Raw genomic sequence first — 23,750 nt, forward strand, 5'->3', positions numbered from 1 at the left:
GCGGTCGTCCAGCCGAAGGGATGCGTGGGAGGCGCGGCGATGTACCACACCTGGATGCGGTTCCTCACCCCCAGCCCCGTCCACCACCGGCTCGGCCTCGTCTGCCTCGGCGTCGGCCTCCAGCACGGCCCGCTGCCCACCGTCGGCCCCCGCACCCTCGACAGCCATGTCGCCGTCGTCATCAGCAGCGGCACCGGGTGGTACGAGACCCCCGACGGGCGGCGCCGGGCGGTCACCGCGCCCGCGCTCCTGTGGCTCACGCCGGGCGTCCCGCACCACTACGCGCCGGACCCCGGGACCGGCTGGGACGAGGGGTTCGTCGGCTTCACCGGGCCCGCCACGACGACGTACACCGACCTCGGGTACATCGAACCGGACCGTCCCGTGGTGGAGCTGTCCGACGCCGCCGGTCCCCGCGCGGTGATCGCCCGGATCGTGCGCGCCGCCCGTCGCGACAACCCGCTCCTGGAGGTGGAGACGGGCGCCGCGGTCCACGAACTGCTGGTCGCGCTGCGCCGCGCCCGCGCCGACCTCGCCCCCGACGGCGACCCCGTCCTCAAGGCCCTCGCCCGCGACGCCTTCAAGCCGATGTCCGTCGCCGACCACGCGGGCCGGCACGGCATGACCCTGGCCGAACTGCGCACCGCGGTGCGCCGGGGCGCGGGGTGCAGCCCCAAGGACTACCTCCTCGGCATCCGCCTCGACCGCGCCAAGGAACTCCTCGCCGCGACGGAACTCCCCGTCGCCGCCGTCGCCCGCCGCGTCGGCTACGACGACCCCGCCTACTTCTCCCGCCTCTTCACCCGCCGCGTGGGCATGCCCCCCGTCCGCTTCCGGGCCCAGGAGGCCCGAACGGTCCCCGGAGGCTGGAGCAACCAGGTCCCGGATCCGGGGGATCTGCCTCGGGTCTGAGGGGGGCGGGAGCTCTGACGGGGCGGTCTCCAGGAGGGGCATGGGCATGGGCATGGGTATGGGCCCGCGGGCCGGGGTGCTCCTTCGGGGGCTGGGCCCCTGAGGGGCGAGCCCTCACCAAGAGCTGACCTGGTGTTCCCGGCCGGTGCGGTTCCGGAGGGGCTGAGTCCACGGGGCCGGTTCAGAGCGGACTCCGGAGGGCGCGCTGCGCTTCGGCCAGGCGGGCCGCCTGACGCCAGAGCCGGTAGCCGCGGCCGTCTGCCGAGTCCCGGCCCAGTTGCCGGTCCGGCGATCATTGCCCCGACCCCCTCCCCGTAGGGTTGTCGACCATGACCACCAGCAACACCGGAAACGGTGCCGTCGACCCCGCCGTCCGTGAGGAGCTCGCGCGGCTGCGGGACAGCATCGACAACATCGACGCGGCCGTAGTGCACATGCTCGCCGAGCGGTTCAAGGCGACCCAGCAGGTCGGCCACCTCAAGGCCCGCCACCAGCTGCCCCCCGCCGACCCGGCCCGCGAGGCACGCCAGATCGAACGCCTCCGCACCCTCGCCGAGAACGCCAAACTCGACCCGGCCTTCGCGGAGAAGTTCCTCAACTTCATCATCGCCGAGGTCATCCGGCACCACGAGCGCATCGCCGAGGACGCCGTCAACGGCACCACCACCACGGCCGATTGACCCCGCGGGACACACACGGCATGCTGCCCCGTGCACTCCTTGTCAGCCTGCGAGCACTCCCCGTCAGCACTCGGGCGTAGGCTGGATCGTCCGCGAGGGAGGGACGTCGGGCCATGCCGTCGGATGCCAGGATCCTCATCGTCGACGACCACGAGGACACGCTCTACGCCCTGGAGAGCGCCCTGGCCCCGCTGGGCTACCGGCTCGGCCGCGCCACCAGCGGTGACGAGGCCCTCAAGCAGGTGCTCCGGGGCCAGGTCGGCCTCCTGCTCCTCGACGTGCGGATGCCCGGCGTCAGCGGCCTCGACGTGGTCCGCTACATGCGCCGCCTGGAACAGACCCAGCACATACCGGTCATCCTGCTCACCGGCTTCGGCCCCGACCACGAACTCACCTCCGCCGCCTTCGCCCTCGGTGTCGCCGACCTCGTGATGAAGCCCATCGACCCCTGGGCCCTGCGCACCAAGGTCCGCTACCTCTTCGACGCCCACCGCCGCCACCTCGCCCTCGAACACGAGGTCCGCGAACTGCGCGCCCTCGTCAAAGGCCACGGCGAGGAGCACGGCGAGGGCCACGGCGAGAACCAGGCCGCGCCCACCACGCCCCGCCCCGCCCTGCCCCACCCCGACGCCCGCGTCCCCATCCAGCGCGGACAGGGGGCGCACACCGAGGAGCTCGAACAGGACCGGACATAAGGCGTGTACCGATCCGCCTCTGTGAGTTGGCCCTGCCATCAGGCAGCATGTCCTGCATGTCCGTACTGACGCGCGACGAAGCGCAGACCCGTGCCAAGCTCCTCGACGTTCACCGCTACACCATCGCGCTCGACCTCACCACCGGCGACGAGACCTTCACGTCCCGGACCGTCGTCAGGTTCACCGCGCGCGCGGAGGCGGACACCTTCGTCGAGCTCAAGCCGGCCGAACTGCGAGAGGCGACCCTCGACGGCCGCCCCCTCGATCCGGAGACCCTCGACGGCAACCGGCTGCCCCTCACGGGCCTGACCGCCGGCGAGCACGAACTGCGGATCGACGCCGTCATGCGCTACTCCCGCACCGGCGAGGGCATGCACCGCTTCACGGACCCCAGCGACGGCGAGTCGTACGTCTACACCCAGCTGTTCATGGAGGACGTCCAGCGCGTCTTCGCCGCCTTCGACCAGCCCGACCTCAAGGCCGTCTTCGACCTCACGGTCACCGCCCCCGAAAGCTGGAGCGTCCTCGCCAACGGCATCACCGAACACCTCGGCGAAGGCCGCTGGCACGCCGCCCCCACCCCCCTGATCTCCACCTACCTCGTCGCCGTCGCCGCCGGCCCCTGGCACTCCGTACGCACCGAACACCGCGGCCTGCCCTTCGGCATCCACTGCCGCCGCTCCCTCGCCCCCTACCTCGACCCGGACGCCGACGAGATCTTCGAGATCACCCGGCAGTGCTACGACCGCTACCACGAGAAGTTCGAGGAGCCCTACCCCTTCGACTCCTACGACCAGGCGTTCGTCCCCGAGTTCAACGCCGGCGCCATGGAGAACCCCGGACTCGTCACCTTCCGCGACGAGTTCGTCTACCGCTCCGCCGTCACCGACACCGAGCGCCAGACCCGCGCCATGGTCATCGCCCACGAGATGGCCCACATGTGGTTCGGCGACCTCGTCACCCTGCGCTGGTGGGACGACATCTGGCTCAACGAGTCCTTCGCCGAGTACATGGGCTACCAGACCCTCACCGAAGCCACCCGCTTCACCGACACCTGGGTCGACTTCGGCGTCATGCGCAAGGGCTGGGGCTACGACGCCGACCAGCGCCCCTCCACTCACCCCGTCGCCCCCGAAGCCGTCGAGGACACCGCCTCGGCCATGCTCAACTTCGACGGCATCTCCTACGCCAAGGGCGCCTCCGCCCTGCGCCAGCTCGTGCACTGGCTCGGCGAGAAGGACTTCCTCGCCGGCATCAACACCCACTTCGCCCGGCACAAGTTCGGCAACGCCACCCTCGCCGACTTCATCGACTCCCTCGCCTCCGCCACCGAACGCGACGTCCACGCCTGGGCCGACGCCTGGCTGCGCACCACCGGCGTCGACACCCTCAGGCCCGTCGTCACCCGCGGCGAGGAAGCCACGTACACCCTCCAGGTCGAGCACAAGGGCAGCCGCCCGCACCGCATCGCGGTCGGCCTCTACGACCAGGACGTCACCGACGAGGGCCGCCACCTCGTCCTGCGCGACCGCCTCGACCTCGACGTCCCGCAGAGCGAACCCCTCCCCATCGGCAAGCGCCCCGCCCTCCTGCTCCTCAACGACGGCGACCTGACCTACGCCAAGATCCGCTTCGACCCCCAGTCCTTCACCACGGTCACCGAGTGCCTCTCCGGACTCCCCTCACCGCTGACCCGCGCCGTCGTCTGGAACGCCCTGCGCGACGCCGTCCGCGACGGTGAACTCCCGCCCTCCGCCTACCTGGAGGCCGCCCGCGCCCACCTCCCGCACGAAACCGACCTCGCCCTCGTCCAGGGCGTCCTCGCCTTCGCCGCCACCTACGTCGCCGACCGCTACATCACCCCCGAGGAACGCCCCGCCGCCCTGTCCCTCCTCACCGCCCTGTGTCGCGACCTCATCCGCCGCACCGAGGACGGCGACAACCCCGGCCTGCGCCTGATCGCCGTACGCCACTGCATCAACGTCGCCGCCCACCCCGACACCATCGCCGCCTGGCTCGCCGACGGCACCGTCCCCGGCGGACCCGAACTCGACCCCGAACTGCGCTGGCGCGTCCTCGCCCGCCTCGCCGTCCTCGGCGCCACCGACGAGGCCGCCATCGCCGCCGAGCTCGCCCGCGACCCCTCCGCCACCGGCCAGGAAGGCGCCGCCCGCTGCCGCGCCGCCCTCCCCTCCGAGGAGGCCAAGGCAGCCGCCTGGGACGCCATGTTCACCCGCGACGACCTCTCCAACTACCTCTTCACCGCCACCGCCCAGGGCTTCTGGCAACCCGAACAGGCCGATCTCGTACGGCAGTACGTGCCCCGCTACTACGACGACGCCGTCGCCCTCGCCGCCCGCCGCGGCCCCGCCATCGCCGACGCCGTGGGCCGCTGGGCCTTCCCCGACTACGCCATCGACGAGGACACCCTCCGCCTCGGCGAGACCTGTCTGCGCGACGCCGACCCCATCCCCGCCCTGCGCCGCAAGCTCACCGACCAACTCGACGACCTGGGACGCGCGTTGCGGGTGAGGCAGGCCTAGAGCGGACTTTCCCCGTACGGCAGTACCCCCTTTCGGGTCAGGATCGTTGAACTCTCCGGGCGCGCCCAGCCGGCGCCGTCCAAGCTGGAAGCCCCCAGCGCTCCCGGAGGTCGACGATGAGCACCCCGCCACTGGCCTCGGGCCCCGAGAGCGCCGATGTGCTGCGCCCACAGCTCGACACGGTTCTGGACGCGCTGGGGGAGGGGCTACGTCTGAGGGGTGGGCCACTGCCGGCCGGGGGGCCTGAGGCGGTTTCGGCCCGGGTGCGGGACGCGGTGGGTGACGTACTGCCGGACGAGGGCGAGCAGGATGCCCTACCGCTCCTGGTGCGAGCCCTGGCGGAGGGTTCCGCAGACCCGGCGGACCCTTTCTGCACGGCCCACCTCCACTGCCCGCCTCTCGCGGTCGCCGCAGCGGCAGATCTGGCCGCCTCCGTGCTCAATCCGTCCATGGACTCCTGGGACCAGGCTCCGGCGGCATCGGAGCTCGAGGCCCTGGTGACACGTGCACTGGCAAACGAGGTCTACGCCGAGACACCCAGGGGCGCGGGGCTGTATCGATCTGCGGCTCCGCCGCGGGGCGCGACCAGCCCCCACCGGCCCGACGCTGTGATCACAACCGGTGGCACGGAATCCAACCAACTCGCCCTCCTCCTGGCCAGAGAGACACATGGCTCGGGCGTCCGACTGGTCTGCGCCGAAAGCGCCCACCACTCCCTCCCCCGCGCGGCCTGGCTGCTGGGGATGCCCCAACCCGTCACTCTCCCCACCCTCGATCCCACAGCCCTGGAAACCGCCCTCACCACTCTCCAGGGCCCGCTCGTTGTCGCGGCCACCGCAGGCACGACGGACACCGGCCACATCGATCCGCTACCCGAGATCGCGCACCTGTGCGCACAACACGGCGCCCGCCTGCACGTAGACGCGGCCTACGGCGGCGGCCTCCTCTTCAGCCCCCACCACCGAGCCAAGCTCACCGGCCTCAGCGCCGCGGACACCGTCACCCTCGACCTGCACAAACTCGGCTGGCAGCCGGTCGCCGCCGGACTCCTCGCCGTCCGCAGCGGCAGCGACCTCGCCGCCCTCAACCACCGCGCCGACTACCTCAACGCCGACGACGACACCGAAGCCGGCCTCCCCGACCTCCTCGGCCGGTCCCTGCGCACCACCCGCCGCCCCGACATCCTCAAGATCGCCGTCACCCTGAAGACCCTCGGCCGCGAAGGACTCGGCGCACTCGTCGACCAAGTCTGCTCCACAGCACAGGAGTTCGCGGCACTCGTCGACCGGCACCCCGGGTTCGAACTCCACGAACCGCCCACCATCAGCACGGTCCTGTTCCGACCCGCAGACGCCACCGACGACGCCGTAGCGGCCGTACGCCGACAACTCCTCACCGACGGCCGCGCCGTCCTCGGCCGCGCCCGCGCGGCGAACCGGCTCTGGCTCAAGGCCACCCTCCTCAACCCCACCACCCAGCCGGCCCATCTCGCCGCACTCCTGCACCTCGTGGAAGGAACCACCCCCCGATGAACCCCCACCCCCCACACCACGAGCCCGACGCACCCCGCGACCTCGTCGGCATCGGCATCGGCCCCTGCAACCTCTCCCTCGCCGCCCTCGCCCAGCCCCTCACCACCCTCGACGCCGTCTTCTACGAACAGCGCCCCGCCTTCCACTGGCACCCCGGACTCCTGATCGACGGCGCCACCGTCCAGGTCCCCTTCCTCGCCGACCTGGTGACCCTCGTCGACCCCGCCAGCGACTGGACCTTCCTCAACTACCTCAAGGCCCGCGAGCGCCTGTTCCCCTTCTACTTCGCCGAGCGCTTCCACATCCAGCGCGCCGAGTACGACGCCTACTGCCGCTGGGTCGCCGAGAACCTCCCCGGCCTGCACTTCCGCCACCAGGTCGACGCCGTCCGCTTCAACCCCGAACGCGACGTCTTCGAAGTCGACTTCACCCAGCTCGACAGCGACGGCGAAGCCGAGGCCCTCGGCCGCACGTACACCAAGAACATCGTCGTCGGCATCGGCACCGAGCCCTACGTGCCGGAACCGCTCAAGCCCCTCGTCGAGATCCCCGGCGTACCCGTCATCCACGCCGCCGACTACCTCGACCACCGCCAGAGCCTCCTCGCCGCCGACCACGTCACCGTCGTCGGCTCAGGACAGTCCGGCGCCGAGGTCTTCCTCGACCTGCTCCGCAACCGCCCCACCGGCCGCGAACGACTGCACTGGCTCGGCCGTACCGAAGCGTTCGCGCCCATGGAGTACTCCAAGCTCGGCCTCGAACACTTCACCCCCGACCACACCCGCTACTTCCACGCCCTGTCCGAGAGCGTCCGCGACCGCCTCGGCACCACCCAGTGGCAGCTCCACCGCGGCATCGGCGCCGACACCATCGCCGCCATCCACGACGAGCTCTACCACCGCACCCTGCACGGCGGCTGGCCCGACGCCGTCCTCACCCCCGGCGTCCGCGTCCGCACCGCCGGACGCATCGCCACCACGAAGATCGAACTCCACCTCGAACACATCCAGCAGGGCAGCCGCTCCCGGCTCACCACCGACGCCGTCGTCCTCGCCACCGGCTACCGCGAACGCCCCCTCGACCGCATCCTCGCCGGACTCGACCCCTACCTGCGCCGCGACAGCCGCGAACGCCCCCGCGTCGACGAACAGTTCAGACTCGTCCTCGACCCCTCCGTCACCGGCGCCGACTGCCACGTCCACGTCCAGAACGCCGAACGCCACACCCACGGCGTCGGCGCCCCCGACCTCGGCCTCGCCGCCTGGCGCAGCGCCACCATCCTCAACACCGTCACCGGCAAGAACCCCTACCCCCTGCCCGCCCGCACCGCCTTCACCACCTTCGGCCTCGAACAGCGGCCCCTGATCCCACCGGCCCGCCAGGCCCCCGCACTGACACCCCTGGTCGAAGGACGGTGAACGCCGGCGACGGCATACGCAGCACATCGCCGGCACGCACCCCTAGAACACCGGCGTACCGTCCCGCGTGAGCTTCCAGTCCACCGACGCGAAGTCCTTCGGGTCCAGCACACCCTTCGCGGTCACCCACTCCGCGATCCGGGTACGGATCTCCGTCGACTCCGACCACAGCTCGGTGGCGGAGGCCACGTGCGGGAACGCCCCGCCGCCGTTGGCCCGGTAGTTGTTCACCGCGAACACGAACTTCTGCGCGTCGTCCAGAGTGGCACCGTTCCAGGTCAGGTTCTTGATCCGCGAACCCGCCGCCTGCGCGATGTCGATGTCGTACGACAGCCCCGACACGTAGTCGTAGTTGTAGTCCGGACGGTTGTTCGCGTTCGTCAGCTTCTCCACGTCCACCGGCGCACCCGCCGCCGTCCGCACGAAGTACTCCGCCGAGTACTCCAGGTACGCCCGGATCTGCGCACCCGTCAGCAGCTTCGCGACCAGCGTGTTGTCGTACACGTACAGGCTCGACAGGTCCCGGATCGTCACGGCGCCCGCCGGGATCTCCGACGTGCGGGAGAACGGCGAAGCCTGCGCGATCACCGGCAGCGACGCGTACTCCGTCGACGCCAGCGCCGCCCTGACCACGTCCTCCTGCACCTTCGTGATCAGGTCGATGATCGGGGCGTCCTTGTACCGCGCCTCGACCGTCGTCAGCGTGGCCGTCGCCGTCCCCACCACCTGGTTGACGTACTTCACGACCACGTCGTGGTCGTCCTTCAGCAGCTTGGTGATCTTCGGATCGTCCGCCACCGAGTTCGAGTTGAGCACCTTCGACGACACCGACTCGACCGACCAGCGGCCCTTCTCAAAGACCAGCTCGAAGTCGAACAGCGACAGCCGCTCCGCGTACGCGAGCGGCTCCGACAGCACCACCGTCTTCCCGGTCTTCGCGTTGACGACCTTCAGCTCCGGGATCTCCACGTGCGCGTGCCCCACCAGGATCGCGTCGATCCCCGGCACCTGCTGCGCCACCAGCGCCGCCGAGTTCTCCACGTACGGCAGCTGGTCACCGTAGGACGACGTCCCCGACGAACCCGAGTGCGCCGACACCACCACCACGTCCGCGCCCATCGACCGCAGCTTCGGCACCCACTTCGCCGCCTGCTCCTCAAGCCCCGGGAACACCAACTTCCCCTGCACGTACGCCTTGTCCCAGATCGCGATACCCGGGTTCGTCAGCCCCAGCACCGCCACCTTCACCGGCGGCGCACCCTTCACGTGGAACGTCTTGATGAAGTACGGCGGGAAAGCGGGCTTCAGCGTCTTCGCGTCCAGCGCGTTGGCGCCGAGCAGCGGGAAGTCGCACTGCTCCTCGAACTTCCGCAGCGTCTCGATGCCGTAGTTGAACTCGTGGTTGCCCAGCGCCACCGCGTCGTACCCGATGGCGTTCATCGCCGCGGCCATCGGATGGACCGGACCACCCTTCGCGGTGATCGGGTCGACCTTCGCGTAGTAGTACGTCAGCGGCGTGCCCTGGATCGTGTCGCCCGCGTCCAGAAGCAGCGTGTTGCAGCGGCCCTTCTCCTTGCGGACCTGGTTCACCAGCGTCGAGATCCGCGACAGACCCTGCGCGTTGCCCGCCGCGTCCTTGTACTCCGCGTCCTTGAAGTAGTCCCAGTTGAAGACATGACCATGCAGGTCGGTGGTGCCCATGACCGTGAGCGAGTACCGCTTCACCGGCTTCCTCCCGCTGTCCGCGGCCTGCGCGGCAGGAGCTCCCACGCCACCCGCCAGCGCGACCCCCGCTCCCGTCACGGCGGACTTCTCCAGGAACTTCCTGCGGTTCAAGGCCATCTCTTGATCTCCTCGGGGAAAGGTCAACAACGCGCGTAGATTCTGACCCGCTCATGCTGAACTGCAACAGACCCCACAGGTTTCGATCTGGTGACTCGCCGCACGAAAACTGACACAGTGAGTCGTTATGACCGTTCCCTACGGCACACCCGACGCACCCCGCATCGCCGTCCGCGGCGAAGCCCACCTCGAAGTCGACCCCGAGATCGCCCGCATCGGCGTCACCGTCGCCTCCCGCGGCAAGGACCGCCGCACCGCCCTCGACGACCTCACCCGCCGCAACACCACCGTCCTGGACCTCCTCAAGTCCTACGGCGACGCCGTCGAACACCTCGAGACCGGCTCCTTCTCCGTCACCCCCGAACTCAAGGAACACGGCCGCGGTGAACGCGTCCACGCCTACCACGGCCGCGTCACCATCACCGCGGAACTCACCGACTTCACGGCCCTCGGTGAACTGACGACCCGGTTGGCCGACCAGGAGTTGACGAGGGTCGACGGACCATGGTGGGCCCTGCGCCGCGACTCACCCGTCTACCGGCAGGCACGGCAACAGGCAGTCCGGGAAGCCGTCCAGCGTGCCAAGGAGTACGCCGAGGCGCTGGACACGTCCCTGGCCTCCCTCCTCGAACTCGCCGACATCGGCGCCGAGGACCCCGAACCCCGCTTCGTGGGCAAGGCGAGCCGCGCCCGCTCCATGGCCTACGAGTCCGCGGCCGACACCGCGGCCGCCCCGCTCGACCTCGAACCCCAGCGCCAGCACGTCTACGCACACGTCAACGCCCGGTTCACGATGGCGCCGCCGACGCTGTAAAAAGTCGCCGCATTTGCTCCTGCGATGCTCATCGGAGCGGGGCCCCGCACACTTCAACACTTGTCAAGAGGGCTTCACCCGGAGGTTGTTGAGTCGTCATGTGCGGCCAACTCCCTACCCGCCGGTAAGGCCTAATGTCGAAACATGCGCCGAGCAAAAATCGTCTGCACCCTGGGCCCCGCCACCGACTCCTACGACCAGATCAAAGACCTGGTAGACGCCGGAATGGACGTAGCCCGCTTCAACCTCAGCCACGGCAGTTACGCCGAGCACGAGGAGCGGTACCACCGCGTCCGCAAGGCCTCCGACGAGACCGGCCGCAGCGTCGGCCTCCTCGCCGACCTTCAGGGCCCGAAGATCCGCCTCGGCCACTTCACCGAAGGACCCGTACTCCTTGAACGCGGGGACACCTTCACCATCACGGTGGAAGAGGGCGCGGAAGGCGACCAGCGGTCCTGCGGGACGACGTACGCCGGACTCGCCTCGGATGTCTCCGTGGGCGAGCGCATCCTCGTCGACGACGGCAAGGTCTGCCTGGAAGTCACCTCGGTGGAGGGCCCCCGCGTCCACACCCGGGTGATCGAGGGCGGCATGATCTCCGACCACAAGGGACTGAACCTTCCGGGCGTCGCGGTCTCGGTCCCGGCGCTGTCGGAGAAGGACGAGGAAGACCTGCGCTGGGCGCTGCGCATGGGCTTCGACGTGATCGCCCTGTCCTTCGTCCGCTCCGGCCGCGACGTCGAGGACGTCCACCGGATCATGGACGCGGCTGGGCGTCGGGTCCCGGTGATCGCCAAGGTCGAGAAGCCGCACGCTGTGGACGCCATCGAGGACATCGTCGCCGCCTTCGACGGGATCATGGTGGCGCGCGGCGACCTCGGCGTGGAGATGCCGCTGGAGCAGGTGCCGATCGTCCAGAAGCGCGCGATCAAACTGGCCAAGCGCAACGCCAAGCCGGTGATCGTCGCGACGCAGATGCTCGACTCGATGATCGAGAACTCTCGTCCGACGCGCGCGGAGGCGTCCGATGTCGCCAACGCGGTCATCGACGGCACGGACGCGGTGATGCTGTCCGGTGAGACGAGCGTGGGCAAGCACGCGATCGAGACCGTCCGGACGATGGCCAAGATCGTCGAGGCCGCGGAGGAGGACATCCTCGAGAAGGGCCTCCCGCCGCTGACGGAACGGAACAAGCCCCGCACCCAGGGAGGGGCTGTCGCCCGGGCGGCGGCGGAGATGGGCGACTTCCTCGGCGCGAAGTTCCTGGTGGCCTTCACCCAGTCCGGCGACACGGTCCGTCGGCTGTCCCGGTACCGGTCCCCGATCCCTCTGCTGGCCTTCACCCCGGAGCCTGCGACTCGGTCGCAACTCAGCCTGACGTGGGGTGTGGAGACGTACCTGGGCCCGCAGGTCGACTCCACGGACGCGATGGTCGACCAGGTGGACGAGCTGTTGCTGCGGTACGGGCGCTGCGAAAAGGGCGACGTGGTCGTGATCACGGCCGGCTCCCCGCCCGGGGTGTCCGGGTCGACGAACCTGGTCCGGGTGCACCACATCGGGGAGGACGACAGTCCCAAGTAGGGGGTTGGTCAGTGCTTGGGGCCTACGTGGGTGTCCAGGAGGGCTACGGAGGCTTTGCGGGCGATGGGGATGTTGCGGCTGTTCGCCTGCTTCCAGTCGACGCCCACCTTGTCGAGGGTGTCGGTGAAGAGCCGGATGATGTCGCCGGACAGGTTGGTGAAGAAGTACCGGGGATATTCGTAGCGCTTCCGCTCACCGGCTACGACCCGGGTGGCCCAGTTGGTGACGCGGCATCCGTCGGAGTGGATGAGGCCGCGGACGAACTCCCAGGGGTGCGCGTCGACGATGGCCTGCTGCCAGGGTTCGAGAACGATGACGCGCTCGTGCTTCTTGCCGGCGCCGTGCTGGGGGAACATGCACGGCCAGTGCTTGCTGTAGCAGGTGACGTATTGGCAGCCCTGGCGTTGGACGCAGAACACCGTGTTGCCGGGGTTCACTATGCGCATGGCCTCTTCGCAGGCGTCGATCAAGCCGGGCCAGGCATCGGCGCACGCGATCCGAAGGCAGTGCACCCCTCGCCGAAGGCCGCTGATGCAGCCGTCACCAAGATAGAGGCCGAGCAGGTAGGCGTATGCGGCCGTGTCGAGAGGACGACCGTCGCACCGCGGGCACTTGGGAGGCTGCCTTCCCGGGCATTCGCCGCGCCGCGCCCGATCCAGGTGTAGCCATTTGCCGATCGTTCCCACTGGGACGTTGAGTTGTCGGGCCACATCTGCGTTGCGCACGCCTGAGCGAAGTAAAGCGATGGCTCGGTGTCGTACATCAGTGCCGTGCTGGATCATGTGACCACTCTGGGTAACGAAGCGCGACTGCACCCAGCAAAAAGCGGATGTTCACGAGAACGTGAGCATCCGCTTTCTGGGAAAAGTGCCCGGTGTGGGATTCGAACCCACATGCCCAAAGGGCACGGCATTTTGAGTGCCGCGAGTCTGACCAGTTCCTCCAACCGGGCGGGTTGGGGCGCTGTCCGGAAGCATACCGGGTCACCGCAGCTCCCCGCCTCTAGGTAGGCTGCACAAGCAGCAGTACCTGCCCGGCCCGTAACAAGGAGCCCCCGTGACCGCCCCCGAGTCGCCCCAGCCCGTAGACGCGCCCGACGACGACAAGTCGCACGTGCCTCCGCTGACGACCCGTGTCGTCATCGCCGAGGACGAGGCCCTGATCCGCCTTGACCTCAAAGAGATGCTGGAGGAAGAGGGCTACAGCGTCGTCGGCGAGGCCGGTGACGGTGAGCAGGCCGTCGAGCTCGCCCGTGAGCACAAGCCGGACCTCGTCATCCTCGACGTGAAGATGCCGAAGCTCGACGGCATCTCCGCCGCCGAGAAGATCGCCGAGGAGCGTATCGCCCCCGTCCTGATGCTCACCGCCTTCTCGCAGCGCGACCTCGTGGAGCGGGCGCGGGACGCCGGTGCCATGGCGTACCTGGTGAAGCCCTTCAGCAAGAGCGATGTCGTGCCGGCGATCGAGATGGCGGTCTCCCGGTTCACGGAGCTGAAGGAGCTGGAGAACGAGGTCGCGGACCTCACCCAGCGTCTGGAGACGCGCAAGCTCGTGGACCGGGCGAAGTCGATTCTTCAGACGTCGTACGGCCTGACGGAGCCCGCCGCGTTCCGGTGGATCCAGAAGACGTCGATGGACCGGCGGATGTCGATGCAGCAGGTCGCGGAGGCGGTCATTCTGGACGCCGATGAGAAGAAGGCCAACAAGGGCTGAGCCCCGTACGCCACAAGACCGAGGCCCGCGTCCCCAGCAGGGGGCGCGGGCCTCAGTCGTACAACGAAGGAAGGGTCAGTCCTCGCCGAGGTACGCCTTGCGGACCGACTCGTCGTGCAGGAGGTCCTGGCCGGTGCCGGAGAGGACGATGTTGCCGACCTCCATGACGTGTCCCTGGTCGGCCAGGGAGAGGGCGGCCTGGGCGTTCTGCTCGACCAGCAGGATGGTCGTGCCCTGGGACTTGAGTTCGACGATCGTCGCCATGATCTTCTGCATCATGATCGGCGAGAGACCCATGGAGGGCTCGTCGAGCATCAGCAGCTTGGGCTGGGACATGAGCGCGCGGCCCATGGCCAGCATCTGCTGCTCGCCGCCGGAGAGGGTGCCTGCGGCCTGGTTGCGGCGCTCTCCCAGGATCGGGAAGAGGTCGTAGGCGCGCTGTATGTCCTTCTCGATCCCTTCCTTGTCCTTCCTCAGGAACGCTCCGAGCTGGAGGTTCTCGAAGATGGTGAGGCGGGGGAAGATGTGCCGGCCTTCGGGGGAGTGGGCGAGGCCGAAGGAGACGATCTTGTGGGCCGGGATGCCGCTGAGGGGCTTTCCGTCGAACGTGATCTTTCCGGAGGTCGGCTTCAGGAGGCCCGAGAGGGTCCGCAGTGTCGTCGTCTTGCCGGCGCCGTTGGTGCCGATGAGGGTGACGACCTGGCCGGCTTCGACGCTGAAGGAGATGCCTTTGACGGCTTCGATCTTGCCGTAGGAGACCCGGAGGTCCTCGACTTCGAGGAGTGCGGTCACTGGGCTTCTCCCTTGGTGCTGGTGGTGCTCGGCGCGTCGGAGACGTCCTCTGCGGCGTCGGCTTCGGCCGCTTCGGCTGCGCCGGGGTCGCCCTCGAAGGGTTCGCCGAGGTAGGCGGCGATGACGCGCTCGTCGGCCTGGACGACCTCGGAGGTGCCTTCGACGAGCTTCTCGCCCTGGACGAGGACGGCGACGCGGTCGGAGAGGTTGAAGACGAAGCGCATGTCGTGCTCGATGAGGAGGACGGCGATGCCCTTGTCGCGGATGGCGAAGACCAGCTCTTCGGTCGCCCGCGTCTCCTGGGGGTTCATGCCGGCGGTGGGCTCGTCGAGCAGCAGCAGGCCGGGCTCGGAGGCCAGGGCGCGGGCGATCTCGAGCTTGCGCTGTTCGCCGTAGGGGAGGTTGCGGGCGAGGTGGTCGCGCTTGGCCTCGAGGCCGATGAACTCCAGGAGTTCCATGGCGCGTTCTTCGCTGGCCTTCTCCGCCTTCTTGAAGCCGGGGCCGCGCAGGAGGGCGGACCAGAGGCCTTCCTTGGTGCGGGTGTGGCGGCCGACGAGGACGTTCTCGAGGACCGTCATGTTGGCGAAGAGGCGGATGTTCTGGAAGGTGCGGGCGATGCCGGCCTTGGTCACCAGGTGGGGCTTGGGCGGGAGGACGGTGCCCTGGTAGGAGACCGTGCCTTCCGTGGGGACGTAGAGGCCGGTGAGGCAGTTGAAGAAGGTGGTCTTGCCGGCGCCGTTGGGGCCGATGAGTCCGACGATCTCGCCTGCGTTGACGGTGAAGTCGACCGAGCGGACGGCGGTGAGGCCGCCGAAGCGCATGGTGACGTTGCGTGCTTCGAGTACGGGTGTGGTCTCGGTGGTCATGGTGCTCACGCCCCCGCCTTGGTGACGGCGGCCGGTTCGCCGGAGAGTGTGGTGGTGTCTGGTACGTCGAGTTGGCCGGTCTCGTGGAATTCGAGCTGGCGGCGGCGGTTGGCGATGATGCCTTCGGGGCGGAAGCGCATCAGCAGGATGAGGGCGATGCCGAAGGCCAGCAGCGACTTGTCCTGGAGGAAGACGAGCTTCTCGGGGAGCAGGTAGAGCAGTGCCGCGCCGAGGATGGGGCCTGCGACCGTGCCCATGCCGCCGAGGACGACGGCGGCCAGGAGGAAGGCCGAGTTGGGGGGTGTCGAGCCCGCGAACTGGTACGGCGTCGGGACGACGCTGTAGGTGACGTGGGCGCTGACGGTGCCGGCGAGGCCGGCGAGGGCGGCGCCGAGGGCGAAGGCGATGAGCTTGACGCGGAAGCCGTTGATGCCCATGGCGGTGGCGGCGGTCTCGTCCTCGCGGATGGCGATCCAGGAGCGGCCGATGCGGGAGTCGGCGGCGCGGGTGTAGACCAGGACCACGAGGGCCATGATCAGCACCATCAGCAGGTAGTAGTTGGCGAAGCGGCCGATGGTGAAGCCGGCGATGTCGTGGGCTTCGCCGAGGTTGAACCCGAAGAAGTTGAGGTCCGGGATGGACGGGATGCCGTTCGGGCCGTTGGTGATGTCGGGGCCCGATTCGCCGTCCATGTTGTTGACGGCGATGCGGAAGATCTCTCCGAAGCCGAGGGTGACGATGGCGAGGTAGTCGCCGCGCAGGCGCAGGGTGGGGGCGCCGATGAGGACGCCGAAGATCAGCGATGCGGCGGCACCCGCGAGTGCGGCGGCCCAGAAGGGGAAGTGGACGCCGGAGAAGCGGGAGAACTCGGAGCCGGAGACGAGGGCGGCGGTGTAGGCGCCGACGCCGAGGAAGGCGACGTATCCGAGGTCGAGGAGTCCGGCGAGGCCGACGACGATGTTGAGGCCGAGGGCGACGGTGCCGAAGATCAGGATGTTGACGCCGATGTTGGCGTAGTGGTCGTCGGTCTGGGTGAAGGGGAACGCGATCGCGGCGGCGAAGCCCATGGCGAGCGTGAAGCTGCGGTTGTGGGCGACGATCCGGGAGAAGCGGTCCATGAGGCCTGCGGCGTGCAGGGCCCAGACGGCGAAGACGACGACGATGAGGAAGCCGACGAAGAGCTCGCCGTACTCGGTGTCGATGCCGTAGGTGAAGACGGCCAGGCCGATGATCGTGCCAACCGTGATCACCGCGCGCTCCAGCCAGGGGCTGAGGGGAGCGGGGGCGGGGATGTGGTCGGGCTTGGCGATGTAGGCCTTGAGGTTGTCCTTGGTGCTCTCGGTGTGCGGCTCGGGGAGGGCGAACGCGCCGATGACGGGGAGGAGGGAGGCGATGGCCGCGACCCAGCCGCCCGGCTCGAGGTTGGCGAGTCCGCCGAGTTCGGCGGCGATCGAGATGATCGTGTACCAGGTGACGCCGAAGCCGCCGATGGCGGTGAGCACGAGGGGGGCGTTGTTGCGGGCGGGGATGAGCCAGCCCAGGCCCGGGACGCCGTACGCGGAGAGCGCGAAGACGGTGGTGAGGGCGCCGGCGATGAGGGTCAGCCACTGGAGGCCGCCCGGGTAGCCGCTGATGGTGAGGTCGCCGGGGAACTCGCTGGTCCAGGTCCAGGCGAGGAAGGCGGAGACGATGGTGGCGATGCCGCCGCCGAGGATGAGCGCGCGGGCTGCCGCGAGGGGCAGCGGGATCAGGGCGCGGGTGGTGGTGTCGGTCATGGTGGTCACGCCCTGTCCGCGACGCGTTCGCCGAGCAGGCCTTGTGGCCTGACGAGGAGGACGATGATGAGGAGGGCGAAGGCCCAGACGTTGGCCCAGCTCTGGCCGCCGAGCTTGTCCATGCCGGGGATGCCGTCGATGTAGGCGGAGGCGAGGGTCTCGGCGACGCCGAGGACGAGTCCGCCGAGCATGGCGCCGTAGATGTTGCCGATGCCGCCGAGGACGGCCGCGGTGAAGGCCTTGAGGCCCATCAGGAAGCCCATGCGGTAGTCGATGTTGCCGTACTTGAGACCGTAGGCGAGGGCGGCGACGGCGGCGAAGAAGCCGCCGATGGCGAAGGCGATCACGATGATGCGGTTGGTGTCGATGCCCATGAGCTGTGCGGTGTCCGGGTCCTGCGCGGTGGCCTGCATGGCGCGGCCGGTGCGGGACTTGCGGACGAAGAAGGCGAGCGAGGACATGCAGATGATGGCGGCGACGATGAGGAAGATGTCGGCGTCCTTGATGGTGACGGAGCCGATCTCGTGGGTGGCGTCGAGGCCGGGGAAGGCGATGGCGCGGTCGGCGCCGGGGTAGAAGTTGCGGACGACTTCCTGGAGGGCCAGGGAGAGGCCGATCGCGGTGATGAGCGGTGCGAGCCGTGGTGCTCCGCGCAGGGGCCGGTAGGCGAACCGTTCCGCTCCGACCGCGATGAGGACGGCGACGATGCCGCCGCCGATCAGCATCAGGGGGACGGCGACGGCCATCGAGACGCCGTCGGGGAGGATGTAGAAGTAGACCGTGAAGGCGCCGAAGGCCCCGGTCATGAAGATCTCGCCGTGCGCGAAGTTGATGAGCTGGACGATGCCGTACACCATCGTGTAGCCGATGGCGATGAGCCCGTACATCGAGCCTAGAAGCAGCCCGTTGGCCAGCTGCTGCGGCAGGGTGTTCACCGCGTGGCCTCCATTGTCGCTGGTGGTCGTGTGCACTGGTGGTGTGCAGGGGGTGGGGTGTGGCAAGGGCCGCGCGGTCGGGGTCCCCTTCCGCGCGGCCCGTGGTGAGGTGGTGCTGTTGCCTTTGAGAGGCCGGGACTAGCTGGCGGTGCCGGTCTTCACGGCCTTCCACGCACCCTTGGTGACCTGGTAGACGGTGAGCTGCTTGTTGGTGGTGTCACCGTACTGGTCGAAGGAGACCTTGCCGGAGATGCCTTCGAAGTCGGACTTCTGGACGTTGTCGACGACGGAGGAGCGCAGGGCGTTGATGTCGGTGGGGACCTTGCCGTCGTTGGCGTCGACGGCGGCCTTCACGGCCTTGATGATGGCGGTGGTGGCGTCGTAGGAGTACGCGCCGTAGGCGCCGTAGTCACCCTTGTAGCCCTTGGACTTGTACGTCTCGATGAACGACTTGGCGGCGGGCAGGGTGTCGGCGGGGACGCCGACGGCGGTGGCGAGGTCGCCCTCGGAGGCGGCGCCCGCGGTCTCGATGTAGGTGGAGGCGAACATGCCGTCGCCGCCGAAGAGCGGGATCTTGACTCCGCCGTCCTTGAGCTGCTTGGTGATCAGCGAGGACTCGTCGTACTGGCCGCCGTAGTAGAGCAGGTCGGCGCCGGAGCTCTTGACCTTGGTGACGAGGGAGCCGAAGTCCTTGTCGCCGGTGTTGACGTGGTCGGTGCCGACCACGGTGCCGCCGAGCCCCTTGAACTTCTCGTTGAAGATCTTGGCGAGGCCGGCGCCGTAGGTCTGCTTGTCGTCGACGACGAAGACCTTCTTCTTCTTGAGGCCGTTGTACGCGTAGTCGGCGGCGAAGCTGCCCTGGAGCTCGTCGGTGGTGGCGGTGCGGAAGTACGTCTTGTAGGGACGCTTCTTCGCCGTCTGCCAGTCCTTGCCCTGGGTCAGGGCGGGGTTGGTGTTCGACGGGGAGATCTCGACCATGTTGGCCGAGGCGAACACCTGCTGCATCGACTGGGCGACACCGGAGTTCAGCGGGCCGACGGCGCCGACGGCCGTCTTGTCGCCGGTGATGGCGGTGGCGTTGGACTGGCCGGTGGCCGGCTGCGCCTTGTCGTCGAAGGCCTTCAGCTTGAAGGTGACGCCGGGGACGAGCTTGTTCTTGTTGGCGTCGTCGACGGCGATCTGGGCGCCGTACTGGATACCGAGACCGGTGGTGGAGTTCTCGCCGGAGAGCGGGGCGTCCACGCCGATGGTGAGGGTGGTGCCACCCCCGCTGTCACTGTTGCCGCCCTTGTCGTCTCGGGAGCCGCAGGCGGTGAGTGTGAGAGCCCCCGTCGCCATGACGGAGGTCAGGATCACCATGGAACGTCGCACAATCATTCCTTTCCGCAGGCACCCGCGCCCTCGTGGGTGCGGCTGGTACCCGCGCTTTACCGAACTCCCGATGGAGCGGTGACTGGCCGTGACTCTAAGCCCGGTTTGCAGGCAGCGGCATCGCTGTGCACTGGCTTGTGACTTTCTTGTTATGACGTGGTGGATGGTGGGCTTCCGCGAGGGGGCCTCTCAGCCGGTTTGGCGGAATTTCCCCTCAGTCCGCATTTTGAGAACCTGCACTTCCGCTTGGCCGTGGGGCTCGGGGCGGCGATGTCGGGATGCAGGCGCCGCGGAGGAGCTCGAAAAGGTCCTCGGAGTAGGCCCGGCCGAAGATGAAGCTGTGGTGTTGTATTGCGCGCGCGTTACGGAGCGTTACGTCAAGAAATGGTAGGTCGGCATTACGGGGCAGGCCGGAACAGTCGGAAACCGCTATCTCCACGGTGACCCGGCGTGTCGTGCCGGCGGGCACGGTGAAGGCGTGGGGCAGGGCGTGGGCGGTGAGGCCGGGGAAGGCGGCGCCGGTGACCTGGAGGGTGACGGGCGGGCCGGCGGTCACGTCGACGGCGAAGCGGAAGCGTCCGCTGGTGGGCCGGGTGGCGTCGGTCTCGGGGAGTCCGGCGGGTCCGAGGTAGCGCCAGGCGGTGACGTTGGCGGGCCAGGGCATGGGGGTGGCGGGCGGCTCGGGAGGAGAGGCCTCGCTGAGGGTGCGGGGGAGGAGGACGCCGGCCGCGAGCAGGGCGGCCGCGGTGACGGCGAGGACCCTGCGGGCGCGTGGCGTCAGCCCGCCCCACCACGCGCTCCAGCGATCCACCGCCCGGGGCCCGTCGGCACCGATGACGTCCTGGCTCTCCCCCGCGTCCGGCGAGTCGACCGGCTCGACGGGGCCGATACCGGTCACGGGGCCGACCTCATGGGGAAACGGTAGGGGAACCGGGGGGTGGTGCCCAGACGGCGTGCGCGGGGCGGGGGGCCTGTACGGCGGAGAAGCTGCGGTGCGGTGCCTTGTACGGCGGGCCGGGCCGGGCCGGGGCGGGGCGTGGTCGGGGTGGGGTGTGCGGGCGGTGAGTCGGCGTCATCGGGAGTCGGCTTGAGCCTGGTGTGCGCGGCCGGGGCCTGTGCGGCGGCGTGGCGGGGGAGCCGCGGGTGCCGGGCCTTGTGCGGCGGGCCGGGGCGCGTGGTCGGGGCCCGTCGGCAGACCGAGGCGCGTGGCCCAGGGTGTGGTGTGCGGGGGCGAGCCGGTGTCTCCGGGAGTCGGGCTGATCCCGGTGTGCGCGGCCGGGGGCCCGTGCGGCGGACCGTGCGTGGGCGAGGCACCGTCACCCGGACTCTGCCCGATCCCGGTGTGCCCGCGGCCGGGGGCCCCTCGGCGGATCGAGCCGCGTGGCCGGCGTGTGGCGTGCGCGGGTAAGGCGCCGTCACCCGGTGTCGGCCTGATCCGCCGGGCCGGCGCTAGCGGGTGGGGGCGTCGCGCAGCATGCAGGTCAGGCGGGCGCTGCAGACGCGCCGGCCTTCCTCGTCGCTGATCACGATCTCGTACGTGGCGGTGGAGCGCCCCCGGTGCAGCGGCGTGGCCACGCCGGTGACCAGGCCGGAGCGGGCCCCGCGGTGGTGGGTGCAGTTCAGGTCCACGCCGACCGCGATCTTGGAGCTGCCGGCGTGCAGCATGGAGCCGACCGATCCGAGGGTCTCGGCGAGGACCGCGGAGGCGCCGCCGTGCAGGAGTCCGTACGGCTGGGTGTTGCCCTCGACGGGCATGGTGCCGACGACCCGGTCGGCGGAGGCCTCGATGATCTCGACGCCCATGCGGGTGCCCAGGTGCCCGGCGGAGAACATCGCGACGAGGTCCACGCCGAGGGCGGCGTACTCGTCGATGACCTCCTGCGGGAACGTGACGTGCTGCTGCTCACCCATGGGCCCGGGCTCCGTTCATCGTGTGCGGTACGGCTGCCTACGGCTGAGCAAACGCTCAGTCGGTCGTCGATTGTTCCAGACGTACGACGACGGACTTGCTGGCCGGGGTGTTGCTGGTGTCGGCGGTCGCGTCCAGCGGCACCAGGACGTTGGTCTCGGGGTAGTACGCGGCCGCGCAGCCCCGGGCCGTCGGATAGTGCACGACCCGGAATCCGGGGGCCCGCCGCTCCACCCCGTCCTTCCACTCGCTGACGAGATCGACGTACGACCCGTCGGTGAGCCCGAGCCCGCGCGCGTCCTCGGGGTTGACCAGGACCACCCGGCGGCCGTTCCTGATGCCCCGGTAGCGGTCGTCGAGGCCGTAGATCGTGGTGTTGTACTGGTCGTGCGAGCGCAGTGTCTGGAGCAGCAGCCGCCCCTCGGGCAGCTCGGGGTGCTCCACGGGCGCGGCGGTGAAGTTGGCCTTGCCGGTGGCGGTGGGGAAGCGCCGCTCGTCGCGCGGGGCGTGCGGCAGGGTGAAGCCGCCGGGGCGGGCCACGCGCGCGTTGAAGTCCTCGAAGCCGGGGATCACGCGGGCGATGCGGTCGCGGATGGTGGCGTAGTCCTTCTCGAACTCCTCCCAGGGCGTGGCGCTGTTCTCGCCGAGAACCCGGCGGGCCAGCCGGGCCACGATGGCGGGCTCGGACAGCAGCTGTCCGCCGGCCGGCTCCAGGCGGCCCCGGGAGGCGTGCACCATGCCCATGGAGTCCTCGACGGTCACGAACTGCTCGCCGCTGCCCTGGACGTCGCGCTCCGTGCGACCCAGGGTGGGCAGGATCAGGGCACGCGCGCCCGTGACCACGTGCGAGCGGTTGAGCTTGGTCGACACGTGCACGGTCAGCCGGGCGCGCCGCATGGCGGCCTCGGTGACCTCGGTGTCGGGGGAGGCGGAGACGAAGTTGCCGCCCATCGCGAAGAACACCTTGGCCTCGCCGTCGCGCAGGGCGCGGATGGCGCGGACCACGTCGAAGCCGTGCTCGCGCGGCGGGGCGAAGCCGAACTCCTTCTCCAGGGCGTCCAGGAAGGCGGGCGCGGGCCGCTCGAAGATGCCCATGGTGCGGTCGCCCTGGACGTTGGAGTGGCCGCGGACCGGGCAGACGCCGGCGCCGGGGCGGCCGATGTTGCCGCGCAGGAGAAGGAAGTTGACGACCTCGCGGATGGTCGGCACGGAGTGCTTGTGCTGGGTGAGGCCCATGGCCCAGCACACGATGGTCCGCTCGGAGGCGAGGACCATGGCGAGGGCTTCCTCGATCTCCGCGCGCGTGAGGCCGGTCGCGGTGAGCGTCTCGTCCCAGTCGGCGGCACGGGCGGCCTCGGCGAACTCCTCGTAGCCGTGGGTGTGTTCGCGGACGAACGCCTCGTCCACGGCACCCTCGGTCTCCAGGATCAGCTTGTTGAGGAGGCGGAACAGGGCCTGGTCGCCGCCGATGCGGATCTGGAGGAAGAGGTCGGTGAGCGAGGCGCCCTTGAGCATGCCCTGCGGGGTCTGCGGGTTCTTGAAGCGCTCCAGGCCGGCCTCGGGCAGCGGATTGACGCTGATGATCCTCGCGCCGTTCGCCTTGGCCTTCTCCAGGGCGGAGAGCATGCGGGGGTGGTTGGTGCCCGGGTTCTGGCCGGCCACGACGATCAGGTCGGCCTGGTAGAGGTCCTCCAGCAGGACGCTGCCCTTGCCGATGCCGATGGTCTCGCTGAGCGCCGAACCGGACGACTCGTGGCACATGTTGGAGCAGTCCGGCAGGTTGTTGGTGCCGAGCTCGCGCGCGAAGAGCTGGTAGAGGAACGCGGCCTCGTTGCTGGTGCGGCCCGAGGTGTAGAAGACCGCCTCGTCGGGGGAGCCGAGGGCGGCGATCTCCTCGGCGACGATGTCGAACGCGCGCTCCCAGGAGACCGGTTCGTAGTGCGTGCCGCCCTCGGGGACGTACATGGGGCGGGTGAGCCGGCCCTGCTGGCCGAGCCAGTAGCCGCTGCGGTTCGCCAGGTCGGCGACGGGGTGCGCGGCGAAGAACTCGGGGGTGACCCGGCGCAGGGTGGCTTCCTCGGCGACCGCCTTCGCGCCGTTCTCGCAGAACTCCGCCGCGTGCCGGTGGTCGGGCTCCGGCCAGGCGCAGCCCGGGCAGTCGAAGCCGTCCTTCTGGTTGACCCGCAGCAGCGTCAGCGCGGTCCGCTTGACGCCCATCTGCTGCTGGGCGATCCGCAGGGTGTGACCGATGGCGGGAAGCCCGGCGGCCGCGTGCTTCGGCTCCGCGACGTGCGGAGCGTCCTGAACGGGGTCGGCCTTCGGCGGCTTCGATGCCATCGCGCACTCTCCTTCGCCTACACGTGCGAGTACGT

General features: G+C 69.6%; 19 protein-coding genes and 1 tRNA gene. 9 read left to right on the forward strand and 11 right to left on the reverse strand.

What is annotated here, in order from left to right:
• Nucleotides 1-39: 39 nt before the first annotated feature.
• The 6 genes from H295_RS0122025 (at nt 40) to H295_RS0122050 (ending at nt 7,780) form a co-directional block, all read left to right on the forward strand.
• Nucleotides 40-912 (forward strand): helix-turn-helix domain-containing protein, encoded by an 873-nt coding sequence (locus H295_RS0122025; RefSeq protein WP_020137521.1) that lies wholly within the window; start codon nt 40-42, stop codon nt 910-912.
• A gap of 329 nt (nt 913-1,241) precedes the next feature.
• Nucleotides 1,242-1,592: a chorismate mutase gene (locus tag H295_RS0122030; protein ID WP_020137522.1), complete on the forward strand. Its 351-nt coding sequence runs from the start codon at nt 1,242-1,244 to the stop codon at nt 1,590-1,592.
• 113 nt (nt 1,593-1,705) lie between these two features.
• Nucleotides 1,706-2,287, forward strand: a complete 582-nt coding sequence (locus H295_RS0122035) for a response regulator (protein ID WP_020137523.1) — start codon at nt 1,706-1,708, stop codon at nt 2,285-2,287.
• 56 nt (nt 2,288-2,343) lie between these two features.
• On the forward strand, nt 2,344-4,830 hold the full coding sequence (gene pepN / locus H295_RS0122040; RefSeq protein WP_020137524.1) for an aminopeptidase N: 2,487 nt from the start codon (nt 2,344-2,346) through the stop codon (nt 4,828-4,830).
• Between the two features lie 116 nt (nt 4,831-4,946).
• Complete coding sequence (locus H295_RS0122045) at nt 4,947-6,362, forward strand: pyridoxal phosphate-dependent decarboxylase family protein (RefSeq protein ID WP_028809624.1); 1,416 nt, start codon at nt 4,947-4,949, stop codon at nt 6,360-6,362.
• Entirely contained in the window at nt 6,359-7,780 is a 1,422-nt protein-coding gene (locus H295_RS0122050; RefSeq protein ID WP_020137526.1) for a lysine N(6)-hydroxylase/L-ornithine N(5)-oxygenase family protein, read from the forward strand. The genes H295_RS0122045 and H295_RS0122050 overlap by 4 nt, the downstream gene beginning before the upstream one ends.
• Nucleotides 7,781-7,822: 42 nt before the next feature.
• Here H295_RS0122050 and H295_RS0122055 read toward each other — a convergent pair whose 3' ends face one another.
• Nucleotides 7,823-9,622, reverse strand: a complete 1,800-nt coding sequence (locus tag H295_RS0122055) for a bifunctional metallophosphatase/5'-nucleotidase (RefSeq protein ID WP_020137527.1) — start codon at nt 9,620-9,622, stop codon at nt 7,823-7,825.
• A 127-nt stretch (nt 9,623-9,749) separates the two neighbouring features.
• On the opposite strand from H295_RS0122055, the gene H295_RS0122060 reads away from it, so the two are divergent.
• Both H295_RS0122060 and pyk read left to right on the forward strand, forming a co-directional pair.
• A complete protein-coding gene (locus H295_RS0122060; protein WP_020137528.1) occupies nt 9,750-10,436 on the forward strand; it encodes an SIMPL domain-containing protein in 687 nt (228 codons plus the stop codon).
• A 144-nt stretch (nt 10,437-10,580) separates the two neighbouring features.
• Nucleotides 10,581-12,017, forward strand: a complete 1,437-nt coding sequence (gene pyk, locus H295_RS0122065; RefSeq protein ID WP_028809625.1) for a pyruvate kinase — start codon at nt 10,581-10,583, stop codon at nt 12,015-12,017.
• An 8-nt stretch (nt 12,018-12,025) separates the two neighbouring features.
• Here the strand turns inward: pyk and H295_RS0122070 are convergent, their stop codons facing one another.
• Together H295_RS0122070 and H295_RS0122075 are read right to left on the reverse strand one after the other, a co-directional pair.
• Entirely contained in the window at nt 12,026-12,799 is a 774-nt protein-coding gene (locus tag H295_RS0122070) for a hypothetical protein (RefSeq protein WP_028809626.1), read from the reverse strand.
• A gap of 86 nt (nt 12,800-12,885) precedes the next feature.
• Nucleotides 12,886-12,969: transfer RNA gene (locus tag H295_RS0122075), tRNA-Leu, on the reverse strand.
• A gap of 104 nt (nt 12,970-13,073) precedes the next feature.
• Between H295_RS0122075 and H295_RS0122080 the strand changes: the two genes are divergently transcribed.
• Nucleotides 13,074-13,730: an ANTAR domain-containing response regulator gene (locus H295_RS0122080; RefSeq protein ID WP_020137531.1), complete on the forward strand. Its 657-nt coding sequence runs from the start codon at nt 13,074-13,076 to the stop codon at nt 13,728-13,730.
• A 75-nt stretch (nt 13,731-13,805) separates the two neighbouring features.
• Here the strand turns inward: H295_RS0122080 and H295_RS0122085 are convergent, their stop codons facing one another.
• From H295_RS0122085 to H295_RS0122120, 8 genes are all read right to left on the reverse strand, one after another.
• On the reverse strand, nt 13,806-14,522 hold the full coding sequence (locus H295_RS0122085) for an ABC transporter ATP-binding protein (RefSeq protein WP_020137532.1): 717 nt from the start codon (nt 14,520-14,522) through the stop codon (nt 13,806-13,808).
• Nucleotides 14,519-15,388 (reverse strand): ABC transporter ATP-binding protein, encoded by an 870-nt coding sequence (locus tag H295_RS0122090; protein WP_028809627.1) that lies wholly within the window; start codon nt 15,386-15,388, stop codon nt 14,519-14,521. Before H295_RS0122090 ends, H295_RS0122085 begins: the two co-directional genes overlap by 4 nt.
• A 5-nt stretch (nt 15,389-15,393) precedes the next feature.
• Nucleotides 15,394-17,163: a branched-chain amino acid ABC transporter permease gene (locus H295_RS0122095; RefSeq protein ID WP_051135595.1), complete on the reverse strand. Its 1,770-nt coding sequence runs from the start codon at nt 17,161-17,163 to the stop codon at nt 15,394-15,396.
• Nucleotides 17,164-17,168: 5 nt separating this feature from the next.
• Nucleotides 17,169-18,098, reverse strand: a complete 930-nt coding sequence (locus tag H295_RS0122100) for a branched-chain amino acid ABC transporter permease (RefSeq protein WP_020137535.1) — start codon at nt 18,096-18,098, stop codon at nt 17,169-17,171.
• Between the two features lie 138 nt (nt 18,099-18,236).
• Entirely contained in the window at nt 18,237-19,457 is a 1,221-nt protein-coding gene (locus tag H295_RS0122105) for a branched-chain amino acid ABC transporter substrate-binding protein (RefSeq protein WP_020137536.1), read from the reverse strand.
• 226 nt (nt 19,458-19,683) lie between these two features.
• Entirely contained in the window at nt 19,684-20,367 is a 684-nt protein-coding gene (locus H295_RS0122110; RefSeq protein WP_020137537.1) for a hypothetical protein, read from the reverse strand.
• A 551-nt stretch (nt 20,368-20,918) separates the two neighbouring features.
• A complete protein-coding gene (locus H295_RS0122115) occupies nt 20,919-21,380 on the reverse strand; it encodes a PaaI family thioesterase (protein WP_020137538.1) in 462 nt (153 codons plus the stop codon).
• Nucleotides 21,381-21,435: 55 nt separating this feature from the next.
• Nucleotides 21,436-23,715: an FdhF/YdeP family oxidoreductase gene (locus tag H295_RS0122120; protein WP_020137539.1), complete on the reverse strand. Its 2,280-nt coding sequence runs from the start codon at nt 23,713-23,715 to the stop codon at nt 21,436-21,438.
• Nucleotides 23,716-23,750: the final 35 nt, after the last annotated feature.

Source organism: Streptomyces sp. 351MFTsu5.1 (assembly GCF_000383655.1).
In the GTDB taxonomy this organism is placed as follows: Bacteria; Actinomycetota; Actinomycetes; order Streptomycetales; family Streptomycetaceae; genus Streptomyces; species Streptomyces griseorubiginosus.

What these genes read in the sequence shown, in the direction of transcription:
- H295_RS0122025 (WP_020137521.1), top strand. Translation starts at nt 40, where the DNA reads ATGTACCACACCTGGATGCGGTTCCTCACCCCCAGCCCCGTCCACCAC.
- H295_RS0122030 (WP_020137522.1), top strand. Translation starts at nt 1,242, where the DNA reads ATGACCACCAGCAACACCGGAAACGGTGCCGTCGACCCCGCCGTCCGT.
- H295_RS0122035 (WP_020137523.1), top strand. Translation starts at nt 1,706, where the DNA reads ATGCCGTCGGATGCCAGGATCCTCATCGTCGACGACCACGAGGACACG.
- pepN (WP_020137524.1), top strand. Translation starts at nt 2,344, where the DNA reads ATGTCCGTACTGACGCGCGACGAAGCGCAGACCCGTGCCAAGCTCCTC.
- H295_RS0122045 (WP_028809624.1), top strand. Translation starts at nt 4,947, where the DNA reads ATGAGCACCCCGCCACTGGCCTCGGGCCCCGAGAGCGCCGATGTGCTG.
- H295_RS0122050 (WP_020137526.1), top strand. Translation starts at nt 6,359, where the DNA reads ATGAACCCCCACCCCCCACACCACGAGCCCGACGCACCCCGCGACCTC.
- H295_RS0122055 (WP_020137527.1), bottom strand. Translation starts at nt 9,622, where the DNA reads ATGGCCTTGAACCGCAGGAAGTTCCTGGAGAAGTCCGCCGTGACGGGA.
- H295_RS0122060 (WP_020137528.1), top strand. Translation starts at nt 9,750, where the DNA reads ATGACCGTTCCCTACGGCACACCCGACGCACCCCGCATCGCCGTCCGC.
- pyk (WP_028809625.1), top strand. Translation starts at nt 10,581, where the DNA reads ATGCGCCGAGCAAAAATCGTCTGCACCCTGGGCCCCGCCACCGACTCC.
- H295_RS0122070 (WP_028809626.1), bottom strand. Translation starts at nt 12,799, where the DNA reads ATGATCCAGCACGGCACTGATGTACGACACCGAGCCATCGCTTTACTT.
- H295_RS0122090 (WP_028809627.1), bottom strand. Translation starts at nt 15,388, where the DNA reads ATGACCACCGAGACCACACCCGTACTCGAAGCACGCAACGTCACCATG.
- H295_RS0122095 (WP_051135595.1), bottom strand. Translation starts at nt 17,163, where the DNA reads ATGACCGACACCACCACCCGCGCCCTGATCCCGCTGCCCCTCGCGGCA.
- H295_RS0122105 (WP_020137536.1), bottom strand. Translation starts at nt 19,457, where the DNA reads ATGGTGATCCTGACCTCCGTCATGGCGACGGGGGCTCTCACACTCACC.
- H295_RS0122115 (WP_020137538.1), bottom strand. Translation starts at nt 21,380, where the DNA reads ATGGGTGAGCAGCAGCACGTCACGTTCCCGCAGGAGGTCATCGACGAG.
- H295_RS0122120 (WP_020137539.1), bottom strand. Translation starts at nt 23,715, where the DNA reads ATGGCATCGAAGCCGCCGAAGGCCGACCCCGTTCAGGACGCTCCGCAC.